The sequence below is a fragment of the unidentified bacterial endosymbiont genome (genome assembly GCF_918797525.1).
Taxonomy (GTDB): domain Bacteria; phylum Pseudomonadota; class Gammaproteobacteria; order Enterobacterales; family Enterobacteriaceae; genus Enterobacter.
Genome location: NZ_OU963893.1, coordinates 3,987,778 through 4,006,479, shown reverse-complemented (window position 1 = coordinate 4,006,479; position 18,702 = coordinate 3,987,778). Strand labels below are relative to the sequence as shown.

Here is an 18,702-nt window from a genome sequence, read left to right as displayed (position 1 = left end):
CAGGGAGAGGGAAAAAATCCCGGCTTTATTTATGGTTCGCGTGCTTAAGCTTAATGTTGGCTATACCTGAACGGTAGCGCTGTTCCAGCGTTTCACGGTTGGTGGCGGTCACTTCCAGGTTGCGCAGCAGGCCGTCGTGAATACCGTATGCCCAGCCGTGGACAGAGACCTTCTGCCCGCGTTTCCACGCCGATTGCATAATAGTTGAGTGGCCCAGGTTATATACCTGCTCCATCACGTTCAGTTCGCACAGGGTGTCAAGACGGCGCTCCTGCGGCATTTCACCCAGCAGTGAGCTATGTTTGAACCCGATATCGCGGATATGCAGCAGCCAGTTATCAATTAACCCCAGCTCTGTGTTTTCTACTGCCGCCTGCACACCGCCACAGCCATAGTGGCCGCATATTATAATGTGTTCGACTTCCAGAACGTCAACGGCATATTGAACAACAGAAAGGCAATTAAGATCGGTATGAATCACCAGGTTGGCGACATTGCGGTGAACAAAGAGTTCGCCAGGCTCGAGGCCTGTCAGGCGCTCAGCCGGTACGCGGCTGTCGGAACATCCAATCCATAGAAAGCGCGGATTCTGCGCCTGTGAAAGCTTGCCGAAAAAACCGGGATCTTCTTCCACCAGCATTTTTGACCATAGTGCATTGTTGCTGATGAGTGTATCTATGTCATTCATGGAGGTTGACGACCTGTAACCGAGTAATTGCGTTGCGCTACTATAGGGTAACCGGACTTTTAATGAAACCACACAACGTGTGTCAGAACTATAGGTAAGTTTATTTCATGGCGATTGCACTGGAACTTGAACAGCTTAAAAAAACCTACCCGGGCGGCGTACAGGCGCTACGCGGGATAGATTTAAAAGTAGAAGCGGGGGATTTCTACGCGCTTCTGGGGCCGAACGGGGCGGGCAAATCCACCACCATCGGTATTATCAGCTCGCTGGTTAACAAAACCTCTGGCCGGGTGAGCGTATTTGGTTACGATCTGCAAAAAGACGTGGTGAATGCCAAGCGCCAGCTCGGGCTGGTTCCGCAGGAGTTCAACTTCAACCCGTTCGAGACGGTGCAACAGATTGTTGTCCACCAGGCGGGTTATTACGGAGTGGAGCGCAAAGAAGCTGTGGCGCGCAGCGAAAAGTACCTCAAACAGCTCGATCTCTGGGAAAAACGCAACGAACGCGCGCGCATGTTATCCGGGGGAATGAAGCGCCGCCTGATGATTGCCCGCGCATTGATGCATGAGCCAAAACTGCTGATTCTTGATGAGCCAACCGCAGGCGTGGATATTGAGCTGCGCCGCTCAATGTGGGGCTTCCTGAAGGATCTGAACGATAAAGGAACCACTATCATTCTCACCACCCACTACCTTGAAGAGGCCGAAATGCTGTGCCGCAATATTGGCATCATTCAGCACGGCGAGCTGGTGGAAAATACGTCGATGAAAGCACTGCTTTCCAAACTGAAATCAGAAACGTTTATTCTTGATCTGGCAGCGAAAAGCCCGCTACCGAAGCTCGAAGGCTATCAGTATCGTCTGGTGGATACCTCAACGCTGGAAGTGGAAGTCCTGCGTGAACAGGGGATTAACAGCGTTTTCTCACAGCTGAGCGCGCAGGGTATTCAGGTAATGAGTATGCGAAATAAAGCAAACCGACTGGAAGAGCTGTTTGTCTCTCTGGTGCATCAAAAACAAGGAGAACAGGCATGACGCATCTTTTCTGGGTTGCGCTGAAAAGCATCTGGGCGAAAGAGATTCATCGCTTTATGCGCATCTGGATCCAGACCCTGGTGCCGCCGGTCATTACAATGACGCTCTACTTCATCATCTTCGGTAACCTGATTGGCTCCCGCATTGGTGAGATGCACGGCTTCACTTATATGCAGTTTATTGTGCCGGGTCTGATCATGATGGCGGTAATCACCAACGCCTATGCCAACGTGGCCTCGTCGTTCTTTAGCGCCAAGTTCCAGCGCAACATAGAAGAGCTGCTGGTGGCTCCGGTTCCGACGCACGTGATCATTGCCGGTTACGTGGGCGGCGGTGTGGCGCGTGGCCTCTGTGTGGGCGTGCTGGTGACGGTGATTTCGCTGTTCTTCGTCCCGTTCCAGGTGCACTCATGGCTGTTTGTGGCGCTGACGCTGCTGCTGACGGCCATTTTGTTCTCGCTGGCGGGCCTTCTGAACGCCGTATTTGCCAAAACCTTCGACGATATCAACCTGATCCCGACCTTTGTGCTGACGCCGCTGACCTATCTGGGCGGGGTGTTTTACTCTTTGACGCTGCTGCCGCCATTCTGGCAGGCGCTGTCGCACCTGAACCCAATTGTGTACATGATCAGTGGGTTCCGCTTTGGTTTCCTCGGCATTACTGATGTACCGCTGTTTACCACGGTTGCGGTGCTGGTGGTGTTTATCGTCATCTTCTACATGCTGTGCTGGTATCTGATCCAGCGCGGGCGAGGCCTGCGCAGCTAAACTTCAGCCCGGCGACATTCCGTTTGCCGGGTGCTTTTCTTTGATAGTTATCACCGAAAGCTAAGCTTCACTGGGCTACACTGCTCGCTTGCAAAGGAGATCGTTATGCTGGGATGGGTCATTACTTGCCACGATGATCGGGCGCAGGAGATGTTGCTAAAGCTTGAAGCCAGGTTTGGTCCTTTGGCGCAATGCCGGGCAGTAAACTACTGGCGGGGGTTGAGCACCAATATGCTTAGCCGGATGATGTGCGATGCCCTGCATGAAACCGACTCTGGCGAAGGCGTTATTTTTCTTACGGATAAATCTGGCGCGGCGCCGTATCGTACGGCTGCACTCATGAGCCACAAGCACGACAACTGTGAAGTGATTTCAGGCATCGGCTATCCGCTGCTGGAAATGATGCTTCCCTTTCGTGGCTCACTGAGCAGCCAGGATTTCCGTAATACTATCGTGGGGCAGGGGATCCCCGGCGTCAGCAGCCTGTGGCATCAGCAACAGAAAACCCCCCCTTTCGTCCTTCTTCATGATCTGTATAAGAATTAAACATTGGTATTGGTAGCGCTTTTGTTACAATAGCGGCAGTTCATCCGCATCGATATCACATACATGTTCACGCGTACTCTTTTCCTGTTCCTGCTGGCGTTCTCTGGTGGGGCATCTGCCAGTTTAGTCAGCCAGCAAGGTCTTCCAGCCCAGTACATGCAAACTACCGAAGATGCGGCTATTTGGGCGCAGGTGGGCAATAATGTCGTAAACGTGGGCAATGTGCGTGCCGGACAGATCCTTGCCGTCGTGCCCACCGCAGCGGATTACTACGAGTTTCGCTTTGGCTTCGGAACCGGATTTATCGACAAGGGGCACCTGGAGCAGGTGCAGGGAAAACAGCGCGTCGAGGATAGCCTCGGTGATCTGAATAAGCCTCTTAGCAATCAAAATCTGATCACCTGGAAAGATACCCCGGTGTATAACGCCCCCGCCAGCGGCAGCGCGCCGTTCGGAACGCTCAGCGCTAATCTTCGCTATCCGATCCTCAGTAAGCTTAAAGATCGGCTGAACCAGACCTGGTACCAAATCCGTATTGGCAACCGCCTGGCGTGGATAAGCAGCCTGGACGCGCAGGAGGACAACGGTTTGCCGGTCATCACCTACCACCATATCTTACGTGATGAAGAGAACACCCGTTTCCGTCATACCTCTACGACCACCAGCGTACGTGCGTTCAATAACCAGATGGCCTGGCTGCGCGATCGGGGTTATACCGCCCTGACGATGTATCAGCTGGAAGGGTATGTGCGTAACAAAATGAACCTGCCGGCGAAAGCGGTGGTTATTACCTTTGACGACGGGCTGAAATCCGTAAGCCGCTACGCTTATCCGATTTTGAAAGAGTATGGCTTTAACGCCACGGCGTTTGTTATCTCATCGCGCATTAAAGGGCATCCGCAGAAGTGGGATCCTAAATCGCTGCAGTTTATGAGCGTTCAGGAAATTAAGGGCATTCTGGATGTGTTTGATATTCAGTCACATACACACTTCCTGCACCGCGTCGACGGTGATAAACACCCCATTTTACTCAGCCGTAGCTACCACGTGATCCTGTTTGATTTTGAACGTTCCCGCCGCGCGCTGGCGCAGTTCAACCCTCGCGTGCTGTACCTTTCGTATCCGTTTGGCGGCTATGATAATAAGGCGATCAAGGCGGCGAATGACGCCGGTTTTCATCTGGCGGTGACCACGGTGAAAGGAAAGGTCAAGCCGGGGGATAATCCGTTCTTACTGAAGCGTCTCTACATCCTGAGAACGGATTCGCTGGAGACGATGTCGCGGCTGATCGGTAATCAGCCGCAGAGGTAGGTTATTCATAGGTGACGGTAAAAGTGGCGTTTGCAGAGAAATCGCCCGAGGAAATAGTGCTGTTATCGGCAACAACCTGAGCAGTAAAAGGAATAGCCAGAGTATCGTTGTACCAGTTTTGCGGAGTCAATGTGGTTTCATTGGAGCCGTCTGCTTTCAGGAGCAGATTATTGGCGGTATCCATAATTTTAACCCCGATGCCGCTTGCCGAACCGGCACTTTTTCCGATCAGAGCATTATTACCCGCTCTGTTGCTGGAATATAATTTCGTAGTGAATTTAGATGCGTAACATTTGCTTAATATAATTTTGAAGGGAACTTCTTTAGTATTGTTGGTCTCTATATTAGCTATCGAATAATCACCCAATGCATACTGATTATTGGAGATGCGATTACCCTCACCATTTGCCATGTAGAAGTCCTGACACGTCGTCTGTGGAATGGTAAAAGTGAGAGAGCTTGTTGAGGTTTTAAAGGTGATTGAACCTTGCGTAGAGCCGCCTATACGCCATCTGGCAAAATTTCCCGCCAGAGTATGTCCTGAGGTGACTCCGGACTTGGGGGAAAAACTGCCATACTGATAAAGGGTCATGTGGAGATACCAGCCCTTATCGGCGCCCTCCCACGGATAGCCGCCCTGGGAATGTATGATATTTTCCTGCCCGCTTGCGGCGGGGAGATTCAAATTAACCATGTTACCCGCCCCAGCCCCTTCTGCTGCGGAAGCACAGTCACTGCTTTTACACATCAGCGTGGCCGATAAGACAATCCCTGGAATACTGGTTTGGATCATCCCGATGTTACCCCATGGGGCAGAAATGTTTGTTCCATCGGCTGCATTGAAAAACTCAACATTATTGTTACCCGCCCCGCCTTTTTTGCATCCTATGCCATCACTGCCAACGTCAATCTGGATGTCTTTATTGGCCAGGACGATGGCATCGTTTACGCTATCTGAGGGGTAGAGTGATGAGGTTACGTTAATCGAGCCATAATTAATTGTGCGCGTGCCCGTTTGTGAAGATTCAATATAGCAATCGTTATAGGCAAATGATTTATTGAATAATGTAAATATAAAAAACAATGAAAATAAAAGAAATGTCTTTGACGTTTTTTCTTTCATATCTATCTCTTTAATTAAATTTTTAGCGGGTATGTGGCGTGAGGTTTTCTATTTTTAAATGAGGCAATGATTCTATCACCTACAGATGCTTTATTTTTTAGTTTTTCTAAATGATTAATTAAGTATGTATAAATTGTACATCTGGATCTAAAAAAGAAGAGGAACAACCCGGGGACCCGGCTGCTCCCCGAGGAAAGAATTAGGCTACCTGGACCGGAATCGCTTTCGCAGTCCGTTTCATCTCGTTGTCGCCCTCGAAGTAGGCCACTTTCGGCTGCCAGCGACGCGCTTCGTCGTCCGACATCATAACGAAGCTGGCGATGATGACAATATCCCCCACCTGCGCGCAGTGTGCGGCAGCGCCGTTCACGGAGATAATTTTAGACCCGCGCTCGGCGGCAATCGCATAGGTGGAGAAACGTTTGCCGTTGTTCACGTTCCAGATATCAATCGCTTCGTTTTCAAGGATGCCAGCCGCATCCAGGAAATCCTGGTCAATTGCGCAGGAGCCTTCATAGTGCAGATCGGCCTGAGTGACTTTCACTCGGTGAAGCTTGCCTTGCAGCATTTTGCGAATCATTACGTTTACCTTTAATCGTCCGGGTAGAAAAACTACGCCAGTTCAACCACTTTATTGTCGATAAGGCGGGCCAGGCCGAGCCAGGCCGCCACCAGGATCACCGCACGTTGGCTGGTCTCTGAAAGCGCCAGCAGCGTATCGGCATCTCGAATTTGAATGTCGTCAGCGCGCAGACCGTTGTCGTTCAGCGCCTGCTCAGCAAGGGCGATAATCTCTTCGGGTGTTAGCGCTTTCGCCAGCAACTGGTCTGCCATGGCATTCATGACCTTGCTCAATCCCGGAGCGATTTTGCGCTGTTCGGCGCTCAGATAGCCGTTGCGGGAGCTGAGCGCCAGACCGTCTTTGGCTCGTACAATCGGTACGCCGACGATCTCAATATCATAGCCCATGTCAGCGACCATTTTGCGGATCAACGCCAGCTGCTGGAAGTCTTTCTCACCGAAGCAGGCGATGTCCGGTTGCACCAGGTTGAACAGCTTGCTGACGATGGTGGAAACGCCGCGAAAGTGGCCCGGGCGGCTTGCGCCTTCGAGCATGGTGGAAATGCCTGGGACGTCGACGAAGGTTGCTTCTTCAGTACCTTGCGGATAGATATCCGCCGGCGCCGGAGAGAAGACGATATCCACATGGCGTTTTTTGAGCTTCTCGCAATCTTCCTGCAGGGTGCGTGGGTAGCGTGCCAGGTCGTCCGCACGATCGAACTGCATGGGGTTAACGAAGATACTGACCACCACGATATCTACACGGGATCTTGCTTCATCGACCAGCTTCATATGGCCGTCATGCAGGTTGCCCATGGTCGGGACCAGGGCGATACGTTTACCTTCCTGGCGCGCACGACGAATGTGCTGGCGCAGCAGCGGCAGGGTTTCAATGATTAGCACAACGAGACTCCTTAATGGAAACTGTGTTCTTCACCCGGGTAAACACCGGATTCAACATCGGCAATATACTGCCTGACCGCAGCGCGCATGTCGCCCGCTTCTGTAAGGAAATTTTTGGCAAATTTAGGGATATGTCCACCGGTAATGCCAAAGGCATCGTGCATCACCAGGATCTGACCGTCAGTGACATTGCCTGCGCCAATGCCAATCACCGGAATCGACAGCGCGTCAGTGATACGTTTTGCCAGTTCAACCGGAACGCACTCCAGCACCAGCAGCTGTGCGCCTGCGGCTTCCAGCGCGACGGCGTCATCAAACAACGTTTGCGCCGCATCGCCACGGCCCTGGACTTTGTATCCGCCAAAGATATTCACGGACTGTGGCGTCAGGCCTAAGTGCCCGCATACCGGTACGGCGCGCTCGGTGAGCATTTTCACCGTATCAACAAGCCAGGCGCCGCCTTCAATTTTGACCATGTTAGCGCCCGCGCGCATCACAGCAGCCGCATTTTCAAAAGCTTGCTCTGGGGTGGCATAGGCCATAAACGGCAGATCGGAAAGCAGCAGGCAGGCTGGGGCACCGCGGCGGACGGCGCGCGTGTGGTAAGCAATATCGTCGACCGTGACCGGCAGGGTGGACTCATGTCCTTGTACCGTCATCCCTAACGAATCTCCGACCAGCATAACGTTTATTCCCTCTTCACTGAAGAGTTTGGCGAAACTGTAGTCATAGGCTGTGATGGTGGCGAAGCGTTTTTTGTCCAGTTTGCATTTCTGCAATAAGGAGAGGGTGGTGGGTTTCATTCGCTTTCCTGTCAGATAAACTTAATTGCCTGACATTTTCGCAGTCCACCCTGGTGAACACAAGGGGTCTGTCCGCCGTGGCGTTCAGGCAGTTTATACCTAAATTTTTGTCTGTTTAGCCATTGCCTGAAATGCGTCTGCAGTCTTGAGACTATTTTTATTACACTTTTTTCCACTTCCCGTTATTCATAAGTCACGCTCACCAGCACATTGCTGGTCACTTTTCCAGCGCCGGGCGTGTCCAGGTGCTGGTAACGGGCATAAAAGTCATAGCGGTTGATCAACGACTCGCTGGTCGCTGGCAGCACCACGTCTGACGTACCGTCTTTTTTCAGCACGTTGGTATTATCCAGTGAGGAGAAAATGACGACCCCTACGTTTGCTGCCCCGCCTGTGGCCACGGTAGTGTTATTGGGGAACACCTGGCTGCTTTGGGCAGGAAACGCGCCGCTTTGTGGGCTAAAACTGAAATGCAGTTTGCTGGCACCGCTACTGGTGCCGCCGCAGCCGGTAACATTAATGGAAAAAGCTGTCCCACTGGACTGGCTCTCTGGCGTCAGCAAATCTGAAAAAAAATGCGTACCGACGGTAGACAAGTGAACCAGACCGTCATTGCTGACGGCGACCTGGCAGGTGTTTTCTACAATATTGGCAGAGAAATCGACATGTGGATTATCTGCGCTGGCCAGAAAAGCGAAGCCGGGCATCATGAGAAACAGCCATAGAGTGAGTTTGCGCATAGAAGATCGTTGACCCTGTTCCATTATTGGTAGGTAATCAGAAAGGTAACGCTGGAGGAGACGGCTCCGGTAGTCACATCTGTAATTGATCTGCCGCTGGCGATAACGATCCGGGAGATCATATCCAGCGTTCCGCTACCGGAAGCGATGCTCACGTTTTGCGCAGGTTTTTTATTGCAATCCATCAGGGTGCCGCTGTCCGCCTTTCCGTTCCAGACCTCGAAGGCGACGCCGTTACTTGCCGGGAATGAGTTGCCGTTTGAGGCAGACCCGGAACATCCTCCGGTTGTCGGCGTGGCCTGGACGCTGGCAGACGCGACGCCCACACATTTTGTAAACGCGATTTTCAGCGGCTCGGTTCGGGACTCGGCCACCAGATCGGACTTATATACGTCACCAAAATCAATTGCGGTAACGGTAGCGCCGTTGCCATCCAGGATTGCAGCCGTACAGGTCCCTGCCTCTACCGTTGACGTAAATGTTGCTTTCACGCTGGTGGTGCCGTTGGCCTGAGCGGTGGCTGCGCTGCTGAGTGTAATAACGGCGATCAGGAATAATTGATGAAACGATTTCATATTCTGTTTTCCATTATTGCTGTTATTCATAGGTGAAATTAAAAGTCACGTCAGCCTGGAAAGCCCCCGTGGTGGCTTTAGCGCTGTTGGTCGGCTCAATACGTGCGATAAGGTCGACTTCACCTGCCGAGATTTCAGCCGCGGTCCAGGTGAGTGCGCCGCTGGTGTTGACCTTGAATGGGGAGTCCGGAGCAGACGCGCGGGCAATTGAAATCCCGGTGTAATCTGAACCACTTCCGGACAGGGAATTATTAATGATCGTGTTGACGATGCTCGAGCCTGAACCATTGAGCGATACATTGATGCTGCTTAATGATGAAGGGCATTCCGTTGCCTTTAAGCTAAAGTCAATTTTGGCGTTATCGGTCTTATTGATAATATCGTCCAGTCCCACCTTGCCATTGGCATCGCCGATGATATAAGTGTTGTTGCTCCCACTCCCTGTTCCGCCTGAAAGCTGCATGTTGCAGGTGGTTTCCAGAATGTTGGCGGTAAAGGTAACGTCCAGGCTCTGGGCATGGGCGGTTAAGCTGAGCGGCAAGCTAAGCCCCGTGAGGACGATTCTCCAGAACAATTTCATTATGGTTCCTTACTTGTCTGCAATATATTATCCGGCACCTGGCAACTCAGCCCGCTGAGACGGCTGCTGAACCCCACTTTAGGGGTGTCGTGCGTTATCTGGTACTTTGTCAGGCAGTACTGGCTGGATTGATTTCCCCAGACGATTTTGAGCGTTCCGCTGTCATCAATGCCGCGCACAAATGCCTGCCCGGCTTGCCCCACGCTGCCGACAATGTGATTATTTTTATCAAACACATCAGCCCCAAGAGGAATAAAGCCTTTATCGGAACGCTGTAATTCCATCAGTACAGAGCGTCCCTGATCGGTGGCAAACGTCACTTCGACCACGGCTCCGCTATGCGGGACAACAACCGAACTGGTATTTTTTATTTCCACGTCGGCATCAAGCGTGCTGACATCCAGCCCGACTGTGTTTTGGCGATAGGCAGACAGATAAGGCATAACGGCGTATCCGCTGCTGCCTATTTCACCGTTCCCGTTAGTGAGTCTTGCACCTTTCGCCCCTTCAGCTTTAACCAGTGCCAGGGTATCGCTGTCGCTAATGCTGCCCGGTGTTAACGTCACGCCACCTGCATGCAGGAGCATGCCGCCGCTATAGCTGGCGGAATATTGTTGGCTATCATCATCTGAGGTTGATACTGAAAGGCTTAGCGGGCCATAAGCGCCGTTATAGCTACCAAAACTGCTTATCTGATTGGTGGACGAGTGGTCGGCATAGTTACTGGAAGTGCTGACGCTATAGCTATAAAGATTGTCGTCGCTGTTACCGCTGGCGGTGACGTTCAAATTGTTGCTGCCCTTGAAATCGTTCGTCATGTCGGTGTTAATGGTGGAGAACCCGAGCGGACGCTGGTGATTTGGCATCAGGCTACTGAGGGGGATGCTCAGGCTAAGGTTAATGCTGTCGTCTTTCTCGCCATCTTCATCGTAACTGCGTTGCAAAAACAGGCTGTAGCTCGCCCAGGAAAAGGAGTTGCTGTATCCGGTGGAATATTGCTCGGTTGAACCGCTATCGTTCCAGTAGTTCTGCCAGCTTCCCGTCACATAAAGTGAGCCATACTGCTCTTTGCCGTCGCCCAGCGTCTGGCTGATGTTAGCCTGAACCTGGTTTTTCATACGCTGATAGGCGCCGTACACATCTTCACCGGTGCTGTAGCGATCTTCATCACGGTGTTTGATCTGATCGTCAAGGCTTGCCGCATCGGAAAGGTTTAAGTAATCTTTTGTCGAGAATCGATAGGCTGCGACGTTGAATGAGGTATTGGTTGCCTCAAGTAACTTACTGTACGAAAGCCGGTAACTTTCGCCCGTCAGGCGCGGAAGATTGTTAAGTTCAGCCTGTGAATGGGTTACATCAAAGGCAAAGGCGCCCACTGTTGTATTCATTGCCAGGCCAAGCAACCCGGCATAATAGCCGCCCTCCATATATTCACCGCCCAGATAGCCGGTGAAGGTATTGTTCAGTCCGTAATACCAAGTTGCCGTGGCGACATTGGGCTTGTCATGCAGGTCGTCGTCATTGAGTTTTCCCGCACCGATTTCCCAGCGTGAAAAGCCAGGGCGCAGCATCTGCGTAACGGAAGAGTAGGGGACTGAAAACGTGCGCTTGCTTCCGTCAGATTCTTCGACCGTAACATCAAGGTCTGCGCCGTAACCCGTAGTGCTAAGATCGTCGATAACAAATGCGCCCGGTGGCACGGTCGTTTCATAGATTTTGTTGCCGGACTGGGTAATAGTGACCTTCGCATTGCTATTTGCCACTCCACGAATCACGGGGGCGTAGGTTGAAAGCCCACCGGGCAACATACGGTTGTCATTATAAATACGGACCCCTCGCAGACTCATCGAGTCAAAGGCATCTCCTCGCGTCCAGGCATCACCGGCTACGAGCTGAGCATCAAAGGCTTCGATATCTCGCTGCAGATACATGTCCTGACTGGAATAATTCGCACCGTCGTCACTGCTCCAGTTCACCCCTCCTCGGGCGCGAAAACGCCAGGGGCCAAAATTTGCGCCGTAGTGCAATCCCGCATATCCGGTGTCTGAGGTGTCGCCATCGTTGGTGGAGTGGTATCCGTTGAGATCGTAGGAGAGCAAGGCGACAGGGATCCCATTGTCCCACAGTGAGGGATCAACATAGCCACGCGGAAGGTGTAGCAGAAATGCCTGAGGCATTGAGATATCCAGCTCTTGTTTTGCGGAATCAAATGTTGTGGCTGAACCGGTGAAGCTGTGGGTTATATCAATACAACTTTTCGTTTCATCCTCTGCCTCTGTATTGGCCAGAGAAGAGACATCTATGCCCCACTGGCGTAACTGTAAAGCTGTCAGGCAAGGCGATGCTTGTGGTGTGCCATTATCTTTAAACGTCACATCGGAGGTGGTTTTAGGCATACCATTAATATTGACCGTCACGTTATAGGTACCAGGTGGGACCGGATTACCGTGGGTATAACGCGATACATCAATTTTACTGCCGGTATTCATCAGAAACTGGTCGTTGAATTCCACGCTATTATTGTCGGACGCCGAAGGGGTCTCCGCCCAGCTATAGAGAGGTAAGGTGGCAATAATTAAGAGATGTAATACAGAAAATCTAATGGTCATGTAACCAATCCGTTGGAGTTATGTTTCATTGCATTAATTAATCCGGGATATTTGCTCAACCGGGCCGCCATAATCATTTATGGCTTTAAAATTAACCTTTCCCGTAATAAGCGAAGTTAATCCCTTTACGGCCATCTCCTGTGTGCTATAAGGTGCAACAGTTTTAACATCGATGCTATAATGTTTATTATTGCTAATAACGTTGCCTTCCGAAATTGACACATTCCATGCCTGGTTATTTTTTGCTATAGCGATAACCTTATTACCTTCTTTTTTTAATGACCACTGTAGCTGTTTGACCGCGTCCGTTGGTTCGCCTTTTAATCCTTGAGGTCTGAACAGTACTTTCACTCGCGTGCGGAAAGCCAACTGCAGCAGGTTTTTATCAGCTGCATTTGCTGATTTTGGGGGAACTTCAAGTACATTTAGCCAGAACAGGGACTCTCTGTCCTTGGGGAGGGGTTGTCCCATGTAGGTGATGCGTAACGTTTGACCTTTACTCGGGTCTACACGCGAAACCGGCGGAGTGACGACAAAGGGGACTTTGAGTTCCTGCGGATTCGTTGTATCGCGACCATCATCAATCCAGGACTGAACAAGCAGCGGCATATTCCCCCGGTTGTTCAGATTGATAACGACGTCTTTACTTTCCTGAGGATATATAACCCGGGTACCGGACAGGACGATATCTGCATAGCTGACCGCCGGGCAGAGCAGGGCGCTGGCAAGGGTCATTGCGATAATGTTTTTATGAACAGTGAAAGCATGCATGTGCTGAAGGCTCCATGAATGAATAAAAGCGCCTGAAAAAGGCGCTTATCGCGAATTTTATTTATTCGTAAGAGATAGTGAACGTCGCGTTGCTGGACACTTTACCGGAGGTTACCGGGTTTGACGTCGCGTTCCAGTCGTAACTCGGAACGTAAGCAACGCGATATGCCAGATCTGCTGCGCCATCGGCAATGGTGACAACCTGCGTATTGTTATCTGGCAAACCCACTTTGATTTGGCTGCTATCAGAAGAGGTATTGTTGTAAAGCGCAAGACTGACGTTAGTCGCAGCACCTGCTACAGAAGGATCGGCTTTAAGCGTGCCGTTGGACAGTTCAGCAAACTGGGTGGAGGTAAATACCGCGGAGGCTGATGTTATCGCATCCGGGCAACCACTCAGATGGAGTTCAAACTCCTTAGAGCCGACACCTGTATCAATCGTTGTTGCTTCAACATCCGATTTTTTGACAACCGGGAGGGTGATGGTGACGTTATTAGCATCAACGCCATTGTTTGTCGTAATTTGGCACGTGGTGTCTGTTACCGCGCCATCAAAAGTAATGAGGCCAACATCAGTACCTGTTGTAGTGTCATCAGCAGCATATACAGCAAATGAGCTTAATGCGGCTGCAATAATTATCGCGGCTGGTTTAAATTTCATGGGGTAACGACCTTAATTTATAAAATGAGAGTGTAAAAATGAAAATGTATCGTTTCAAACTGTCTTTTTATTGTTCTTTAAGTTTAAGCTTAATACCACTTAAAGAGATTTTAAGAAAAACTAACCTCTTAATTATTGATTGAATGTATTAAGGTCGGAGAAATATTCAGGATTTATATTGGATATTATATATTAAAAAGAATTGTAATGTCTGGAAATAATAGATACGGCTGCTACCAGCGAGCCGGTTGTTTTATTCCCAGTGAGGATAATTGTTCGCTAAGCAACGTTCCGTCAGGAAAAATAATATCAGGGGCGATTTCAAACAGCGGCCAGAGCATAAAGCCGCGGTTTTTCATATCGTAATGCGGCACGGTCAGGCGTTCGGTGTGGATCTCCTCATCACCAAACAGCATGATATCGAGATCCAGGGTGCGTGGACCCCAGCGTTCAGCCTTGCGTACGCGGCCCTGCTGCAGTTCGATACGTTGGGTGTTATCCAAAAGCGTTTCGGCGTCCAGGCGGGTCTCCAGCATCACGGCAGCGTTCAGGTAGTCCGGTTGATCCTGCGGTCCCAGCGGTGGCGTGCGATAGAAAGACGAAACGGCCACCACCCGGCTTTGCGGGATATTGTCCAGCGCCTGTACGGCAGCGTTAACCTGCTCCAGAGGAGAGGATAAATTGCTGCCAAGGGCGAGGTAAGCGAGGGTCACGAGGTGCCTTCACGGCGCGGGGCGCGTTTGCGCGGGCGGCGATGACGGCGACGGGGTTCTGGCTCTTCATCCAGGTTGGTGAGCATCCCTTTTTGTTCCGGCGGCGCGGAGACCTGGAATTCACCCCACCACTGCGCCAGACGCTGCAGTTCAGGGTTCTTTTCAATTTCAGCACGCAGTGCCAGTAGATCGTAGGCGGCGCGGAATTTAGGATGTTCCATCAGCTTCCAGGCGCGTTTTCCCTGACGTCGCGACATACGTAACTGCAGTTGCCAGATATCACGCACCAGCGTGGTAATACGTTTTGGGATCGCCAGCGTACGGCAGCCTTCGTCAAGCACGTCATTGGCGGCCAGCGCGAACGCATCGTAATAGGCCAGACCACTTTCCTGAGCAATCCGCTGCGCGGCTTCAAGCAGGGGATACCAGAACATGGCGGCAAACAAGAACGCCGGGTTCACGCGCATGTCGTTGTGGATACGGGTATCGGTATTCTTCAGCACCTGCGCAATCATGCGCTCCATCGGGCTGTCACCGTTTTCCGTGAAGTAGCGGGTGATGGTCGGGAACAGCGGCTGGAAGAGGTTATATTCGCGCAGCAGGGCGTAGGTTTCGAACCCGTAACCGGCCTGCAGCAGCTTCAGCGTCTCTTCAAACAGGCGTGCTGGCGGCACGTCGTTCATCAGCGTTGCGAGGCGTGGAATGGGCTCTGCGGTCTCCGGGCTAATGCGCATGTTCAGCTTGGCGGCAAAACGCACGGCGCGTAGCATCCGCACCGGATCTTCACGGTAGCGCGTTTCCGGCGTCCCTATCAGGCGAATCAGACCTTCTTTGAGGTCCTGCATCCCGCCGACGTAATCACGAACGGTAAAATCCGCCACGCTGTAGTAAAGACTGTTGATGGTGAAATCACGACGCTGGGCATCTTCTTCAATTGAACCGAAGATATTGTCGCGCAGCAGCATACCGTTCTGGCCGCGCTGGGACGTGGCGCGATCGGCCTCGCCCGCGTCGTGGTGACCACGGAAGGTGGCAACTTCAATAATTTCCGGTCCAAACATCACGTGAGCGAGGCGGAAACGGCGGCCAACCAGACGGCAATTGCGGAATAATTTGCGCACCTGATCGGGCGTGGCGCTGGTCGTCACGTCGAAATCTTTTGGTTTTTTGCCCAACAGTAAATCACGCACTCCACCGCCAACGAGATAAGCCTCGTAGCCCGCTTTATTCAGTCGATACAGCACCTTGAGGGCATTTTCACTGATATCTTTGCGGGAAATGTTGTGCTGCTCACGCGGAATGATCGACATGTGTGGCGCTGCAATAGCATCATTTGCCATGCTCTCTTCGCGGCTTAGCACTTTGCGGCAAAAATTAGCGACTCGGGTAAAAATGGTACACCTCGTAGTGTGTTTTGTTATGAAAAAAGCGGCTAATCATAGCTCAGCGCAACGCATTTGAGAATGCTGGATTTTTGGCACCGCCCTGAGCGTCCAGTTGGCGGTTGCCATTTTCAGCAGTTCGTCAGTGCTCAGATCCTGCCATTCGCTGATTATATTCTGGTTGAGAAATCGCAGCGCGTCGATCAAAACAGGGCGCGGATCGCCGTCTGGCAGGGCGGGAGCATGGTTTTGCTTCGACAGTTTATGACCGTGTTCATTCACCGCCAGCGGCAGATGAATGTAATCCGGCGCCGTCCAGCCAAACTGGTGGTACAGCGCTATTTGCCGCACGGTAGGTTCGACCAGATCCGCCCCGCGCACAATTTCCGTGACCCCCTGGAAATGGTCATCTACTACCACCGCCAGATTATAGGCAAACAGGCCATCACGGCGATGGATGATAAAATCTTCACGCGCAAGGCGTGCATCGGCGTGGATCTCACCGGAAAGTAAATCGGTAAAGTGCGTCACAGGGGAACGCTGTTTTAAACGTACCGCGGCATTTTGCGGGCCGAGATTGAGCGTCCGACAGTGGCCATCATAAACGCCGCCTACGTGCTGAATGCGTGCGCGGGTACAGGTGCAGTTGTAGGAAAGCCCCTGCTCAGAAAGCCAGGCCAGACGTTCCCGGTAAGCGTCATGACGTCTTGATTGCCAGAGCACCTCGCCGTCCCAGTGAAGACCGTAATATTCCAGCTGACGCAGAATAGAGTCTGCTGCACCGGGAACTTCACGCGGAGGGTCAATATCTTCAATGCGCACGCGCCATTTACCCAGCCGGGCACGCGCCTGCAGGTAGCTGCCGAGGGCGGCAATTAACGAACCGAAGTGTAATTCACCGGAAGGGGATGGCGCGAAGCGCCCAATATAGTGTGATTCAGACATATCAACAGTAACAAGGCGGGAGAGACTCCCGCCTTTGGAGTGTGTAAACAGCGCTGAGTTTAACCCGCCATCTGTTTTTCGCGAATTTCTGCCAGCGTTTTACAGTCGATGCAAAGATCGGCTGTTGGACGCGCCTCAAGACGACGAATACCGATTTCAACACCGCAGGATTCGCAGTAGCCAAAATCTTCGTCTTCGACTTTCTTCAGCGTTTTTTCGATCTTTTTGATCAGTTTGCGCTCGCGGTCACGGTTACGCAGTTCGAGGCTGAACTCTTCTTCCTGAGCGGCACGGTCGACCGGATCCGGGAAGTTTGCAGCTTCATCCTGCATATGAGTAACGGTGCGATCGACTTCATCCCTAAGTTGATTACGCCATGCTTCAAGAATACGCTTGAAGTGCGACAGCTGGGCTTCGTTCATATACTCTTCGCCCGGCTTCTCTTGATACGGCTCCACCCCAGCGATGGCGAGAATACTCAGGGACGATGTTTTACGGTTTTGCCCTTCTTGCATGTTGCTTCTCCTTAACACGCACTATCGATCCCCATGTGGGGGAAAAATCAGGTCGCTATAAATAGCAGATGCTTTTCCGTATGGCAATTATCTATACGTAACACTTGACAAGCCTGTGAGGAAAAGCGTATTTGCGCACGCGGCCAGAACACTTAATCGTCAACCGTCTAATTCCTTATAAGACAATGGGAAGAGACGATCTCAGAGTCATATTATCGGCAGAAAGTTCCGCTTTATAAGCGAAAACCTCTACCCCCTGCTTTTGTGCCTCATTCAACAATTGCGCGTATTTAGGATCGATATGGCGGGCGGGGGAAAATCGTTCAATGGCTGAATGCAAAACCGCAAACAGCAACACGGCGCGTTTGCCCGCCGCCGCAACACTTATCAGCTCCCGCAGATGCTTTTGGCCACGTAGCGTTATCGCATCCGGGAAGTAGCCTTTTTCCTGTTCCGCTAACGTGACTGATTTAACTTCAATATAGCACTCAGGCCGCTCTTGCGCCTGTAGCATGAAGTCAATTCTGCTGCTTTCGTCGCCATATTTTACTTCACTTTTTAGCGTGTCATAGCCGACCAGTTCGGGGATTGCGTCATGGATCAGCGCCTCTTTTACTAACTGATTCGCCCGCAGAGTATTCACACAAATAAATGCCCCTTGCTGTGTCTGCGTCATTTCCCAGGTGTGAGGATATTTACGTTTTATATTGTCAGAGGTGGAGTACCAGACGGTGTCGCCAGGGGTTGCACACCCGGTCATTGCGCCGGTATTGGGGCAGTGCAGGGTCAACGCTTCGCCCTCGGCGGTCACGACGTCGGCGAGAAAGCGTTTGTAGCGTTGAATAAGCGTGGCGCGCCGTAGCGCGGGACTAAACTTCATCAGAATTCCTTTCGGTGTTGCCAAGCGTCCAGCGCTGTAGCGGCGTATAGCGCGTGCGTCCCCGGGCAAAGACAGATTCGTACAGCACAAATTCGTTGACCGGTAAAGCCCAGAGAAAGCCCGGTGGCGGAATAGCCACCCCCTGACCCGCATTGCGCAGGAGCGTGATATGGGGATGAAACGGCTGCGGGTTCTGGTAACAACCGCTGCGCGCTGCCTGTGCCCGCAACATACTGGCGAGCTGAAGTAACCCCCGGGGAGGCTGGCGCGTTCCCAGCCAGACCACCCGCGAGCGCAGCCAGTGGCCCGCATCATCAAGATGCAGCGTAAAGCCCGGCTGGGTGATGCGCGCGGCCATTGCCGCTAATGCGCGCTGTTTTTCGGCACTCACGTCGCCGAGAAAGGCCAGCGTCAGGTGCAGGTTCGCTGCCGCAACGGGGCGGCCCGCTTGCGCAAGAAAATGTTCAGCGCGCCAGCGAACGATTTGTCGTTGCATTGGCGCGGGCAATTCAATGGCGAAAAACAGCCGTTTTGACTCAGACATACGGGGACTCGGTAATGATATGCGCCGATGCTACAATGTCCGCCGACTAAT

General features: G+C 51.9%; 21 protein-coding genes. 4 read left to right on the top strand and 17 right to left on the bottom strand.

Annotated elements, in window-relative coordinates:
• Positions 1–25 precede the first annotated feature (25 nt).
• On the bottom strand, positions 26–688 hold the full coding sequence (gene can / locus NL510_RS19245; protein WP_253379358.1) for a carbonate dehydratase: 663 nt from the start codon (positions 686–688) through the stop codon (positions 26–28).
• A gap of 107 nt (positions 689–795) precedes the next feature.
• Between can and NL510_RS19240 the strand changes: the two genes are divergently transcribed.
• The 4 genes from NL510_RS19240 to NL510_RS19225 all read left to right on the top strand — a co-directional run bounded on the left by NL510_RS19240 (position 796) and on the right by NL510_RS19225 (position 4,346).
• A complete protein-coding gene (locus NL510_RS19240; protein ID WP_253379357.1) occupies positions 796–1,722 on the top strand; it encodes an ABC transporter ATP-binding protein in 927 nt (308 codons plus the stop codon).
• The gene (locus NL510_RS19235) at positions 1,719–2,489 is read left to right on the top strand and encodes an ABC transporter permease (RefSeq protein ID WP_253379355.1); all 771 of its coding nucleotides are present in this window, start codon (positions 1,719–1,721) and stop codon (positions 2,487–2,489) included. Before NL510_RS19240 ends, NL510_RS19235 begins: the two co-directional genes overlap by 4 nt.
• Before the next feature lie 105 nt (positions 2,490–2,594).
• A complete protein-coding gene (locus NL510_RS19230) occupies positions 2,595–3,035 on the top strand; it encodes a PTS sugar transporter subunit IIA (RefSeq protein ID WP_253379353.1) in 441 nt (146 codons plus the stop codon).
• 63 nt (positions 3,036–3,098) lie between these two features.
• A complete protein-coding gene (locus NL510_RS19225) occupies positions 3,099–4,346 on the top strand; it encodes a polysaccharide deacetylase family protein (protein ID WP_253379352.1) in 1,248 nt (415 codons plus the stop codon).
• 1 nt (position 4,347) lies between these two features.
• On the opposite strand, the gene NL510_RS19220 is transcribed toward NL510_RS19225, so the two are convergent.
• The 16 genes from NL510_RS19220 to thpR all read right to left on the bottom strand — a co-directional run bounded on the left by NL510_RS19220 (position 4,348) and on the right by thpR (position 18,651).
• Entirely contained in the window at positions 4,348–5,469 is a 1,122-nt protein-coding gene (locus NL510_RS19220) for a fimbrial protein (protein WP_253379351.1), read from the bottom strand.
• A gap of 199 nt (positions 5,470–5,668) precedes the next feature.
• Entirely contained in the window at positions 5,669–6,049 is a 381-nt protein-coding gene (gene panD, locus NL510_RS19215) for an aspartate 1-decarboxylase (protein ID WP_253379350.1), read from the bottom strand.
• Between the two features lie 32 nt (positions 6,050–6,081).
• Positions 6,082–6,933, bottom strand: coding sequence for a pantoate--beta-alanine ligase (gene panC / locus NL510_RS19210; protein ID WP_253379349.1), 852 nt, complete (start codon positions 6,931–6,933; stop codon positions 6,082–6,084).
• Between the two features lie 11 nt (positions 6,934–6,944).
• Positions 6,945–7,736, bottom strand: a complete 792-nt coding sequence (panB, locus tag NL510_RS19205) for a 3-methyl-2-oxobutanoate hydroxymethyltransferase (protein ID WP_253379348.1) — start codon at positions 7,734–7,736, stop codon at positions 6,945–6,947.
• Between the two features lie 182 nt (positions 7,737–7,918).
• The gene (locus tag NL510_RS19200; RefSeq protein ID WP_301308576.1) at positions 7,919–8,500 is read right to left on the bottom strand and encodes a fimbrial-like protein; all 582 of its coding nucleotides are present in this window, start codon (positions 8,498–8,500) and stop codon (positions 7,919–7,921) included.
• Entirely contained in the window at positions 8,500–9,051 is a 552-nt protein-coding gene (locus tag NL510_RS19195) for a fimbrial protein (protein ID WP_253379344.1), read from the bottom strand. Before NL510_RS19195 ends, NL510_RS19200 begins: the two co-directional genes overlap by 1 nt.
• A 22-nt stretch (positions 9,052–9,073) precedes the next feature.
• A complete protein-coding gene (locus NL510_RS19190; protein ID WP_253379342.1) occupies positions 9,074–9,631 on the bottom strand; it encodes a fimbrial protein in 558 nt (185 codons plus the stop codon).
• Complete coding sequence (locus NL510_RS19185; protein ID WP_253379340.1) at positions 9,631–12,240, bottom strand: outer membrane usher protein; 2,610 nt, start codon at positions 12,238–12,240, stop codon at positions 9,631–9,633. The genes NL510_RS19190 and NL510_RS19185 overlap by 1 nt, the downstream gene beginning before the upstream one ends.
• Before the next feature lie 33 nt (positions 12,241–12,273).
• Complete coding sequence (locus NL510_RS19180; protein ID WP_253379338.1) at positions 12,274–13,011, bottom strand: fimbrial chaperone; 738 nt, start codon at positions 13,009–13,011, stop codon at positions 12,274–12,276.
• A 61-nt stretch (positions 13,012–13,072) separates the two neighbouring features.
• Positions 13,073–13,672: a fimbrial protein gene (locus NL510_RS19175; RefSeq protein ID WP_253379337.1), complete on the bottom strand. Its 600-nt coding sequence runs from the start codon at positions 13,670–13,672 to the stop codon at positions 13,073–13,075.
• A gap of 233 nt (positions 13,673–13,905) precedes the next feature.
• The gene (gene folK, locus NL510_RS19170) at positions 13,906–14,385 is read right to left on the bottom strand and encodes a 2-amino-4-hydroxy-6-hydroxymethyldihydropteridine diphosphokinase (RefSeq protein ID WP_253379336.1); all 480 of its coding nucleotides are present in this window, start codon (positions 14,383–14,385) and stop codon (positions 13,906–13,908) included.
• A complete protein-coding gene (gene pcnB / locus NL510_RS19165) occupies positions 14,382–15,779 on the bottom strand; it encodes a polynucleotide adenylyltransferase PcnB (protein ID WP_253385014.1) in 1,398 nt (465 codons plus the stop codon). Before pcnB ends, folK begins: the two co-directional genes overlap by 4 nt.
• A 42-nt stretch (positions 15,780–15,821) precedes the next feature.
• Positions 15,822–16,712 (bottom strand): tRNA glutamyl-Q(34) synthetase GluQRS, encoded by an 891-nt coding sequence (gene gluQRS / locus NL510_RS19160; protein ID WP_253379334.1) that lies wholly within the window; start codon positions 16,710–16,712, stop codon positions 15,822–15,824.
• Positions 16,713–16,771: 59 nt separating this feature from the next.
• On the bottom strand, positions 16,772–17,227 hold the full coding sequence (dksA, locus tag NL510_RS19155) for an RNA polymerase-binding protein DksA (RefSeq protein WP_001155232.1): 456 nt from the start codon (positions 17,225–17,227) through the stop codon (positions 16,772–16,774).
• Between the two features lie 175 nt (positions 17,228–17,402).
• Positions 17,403–18,107, bottom strand: coding sequence for a DNA/RNA nuclease SfsA (gene sfsA / locus NL510_RS19150; protein ID WP_253379333.1), 705 nt, complete (start codon positions 18,105–18,107; stop codon positions 17,403–17,405).
• Positions 18,097–18,651, bottom strand: coding sequence for an RNA 2',3'-cyclic phosphodiesterase (thpR, locus tag NL510_RS19145; RefSeq protein WP_253379332.1), 555 nt, complete (start codon positions 18,649–18,651; stop codon positions 18,097–18,099). The genes sfsA and thpR overlap by 11 nt, the downstream gene beginning before the upstream one ends.
• Positions 18,652–18,702 lie beyond the last annotated feature (51 nt).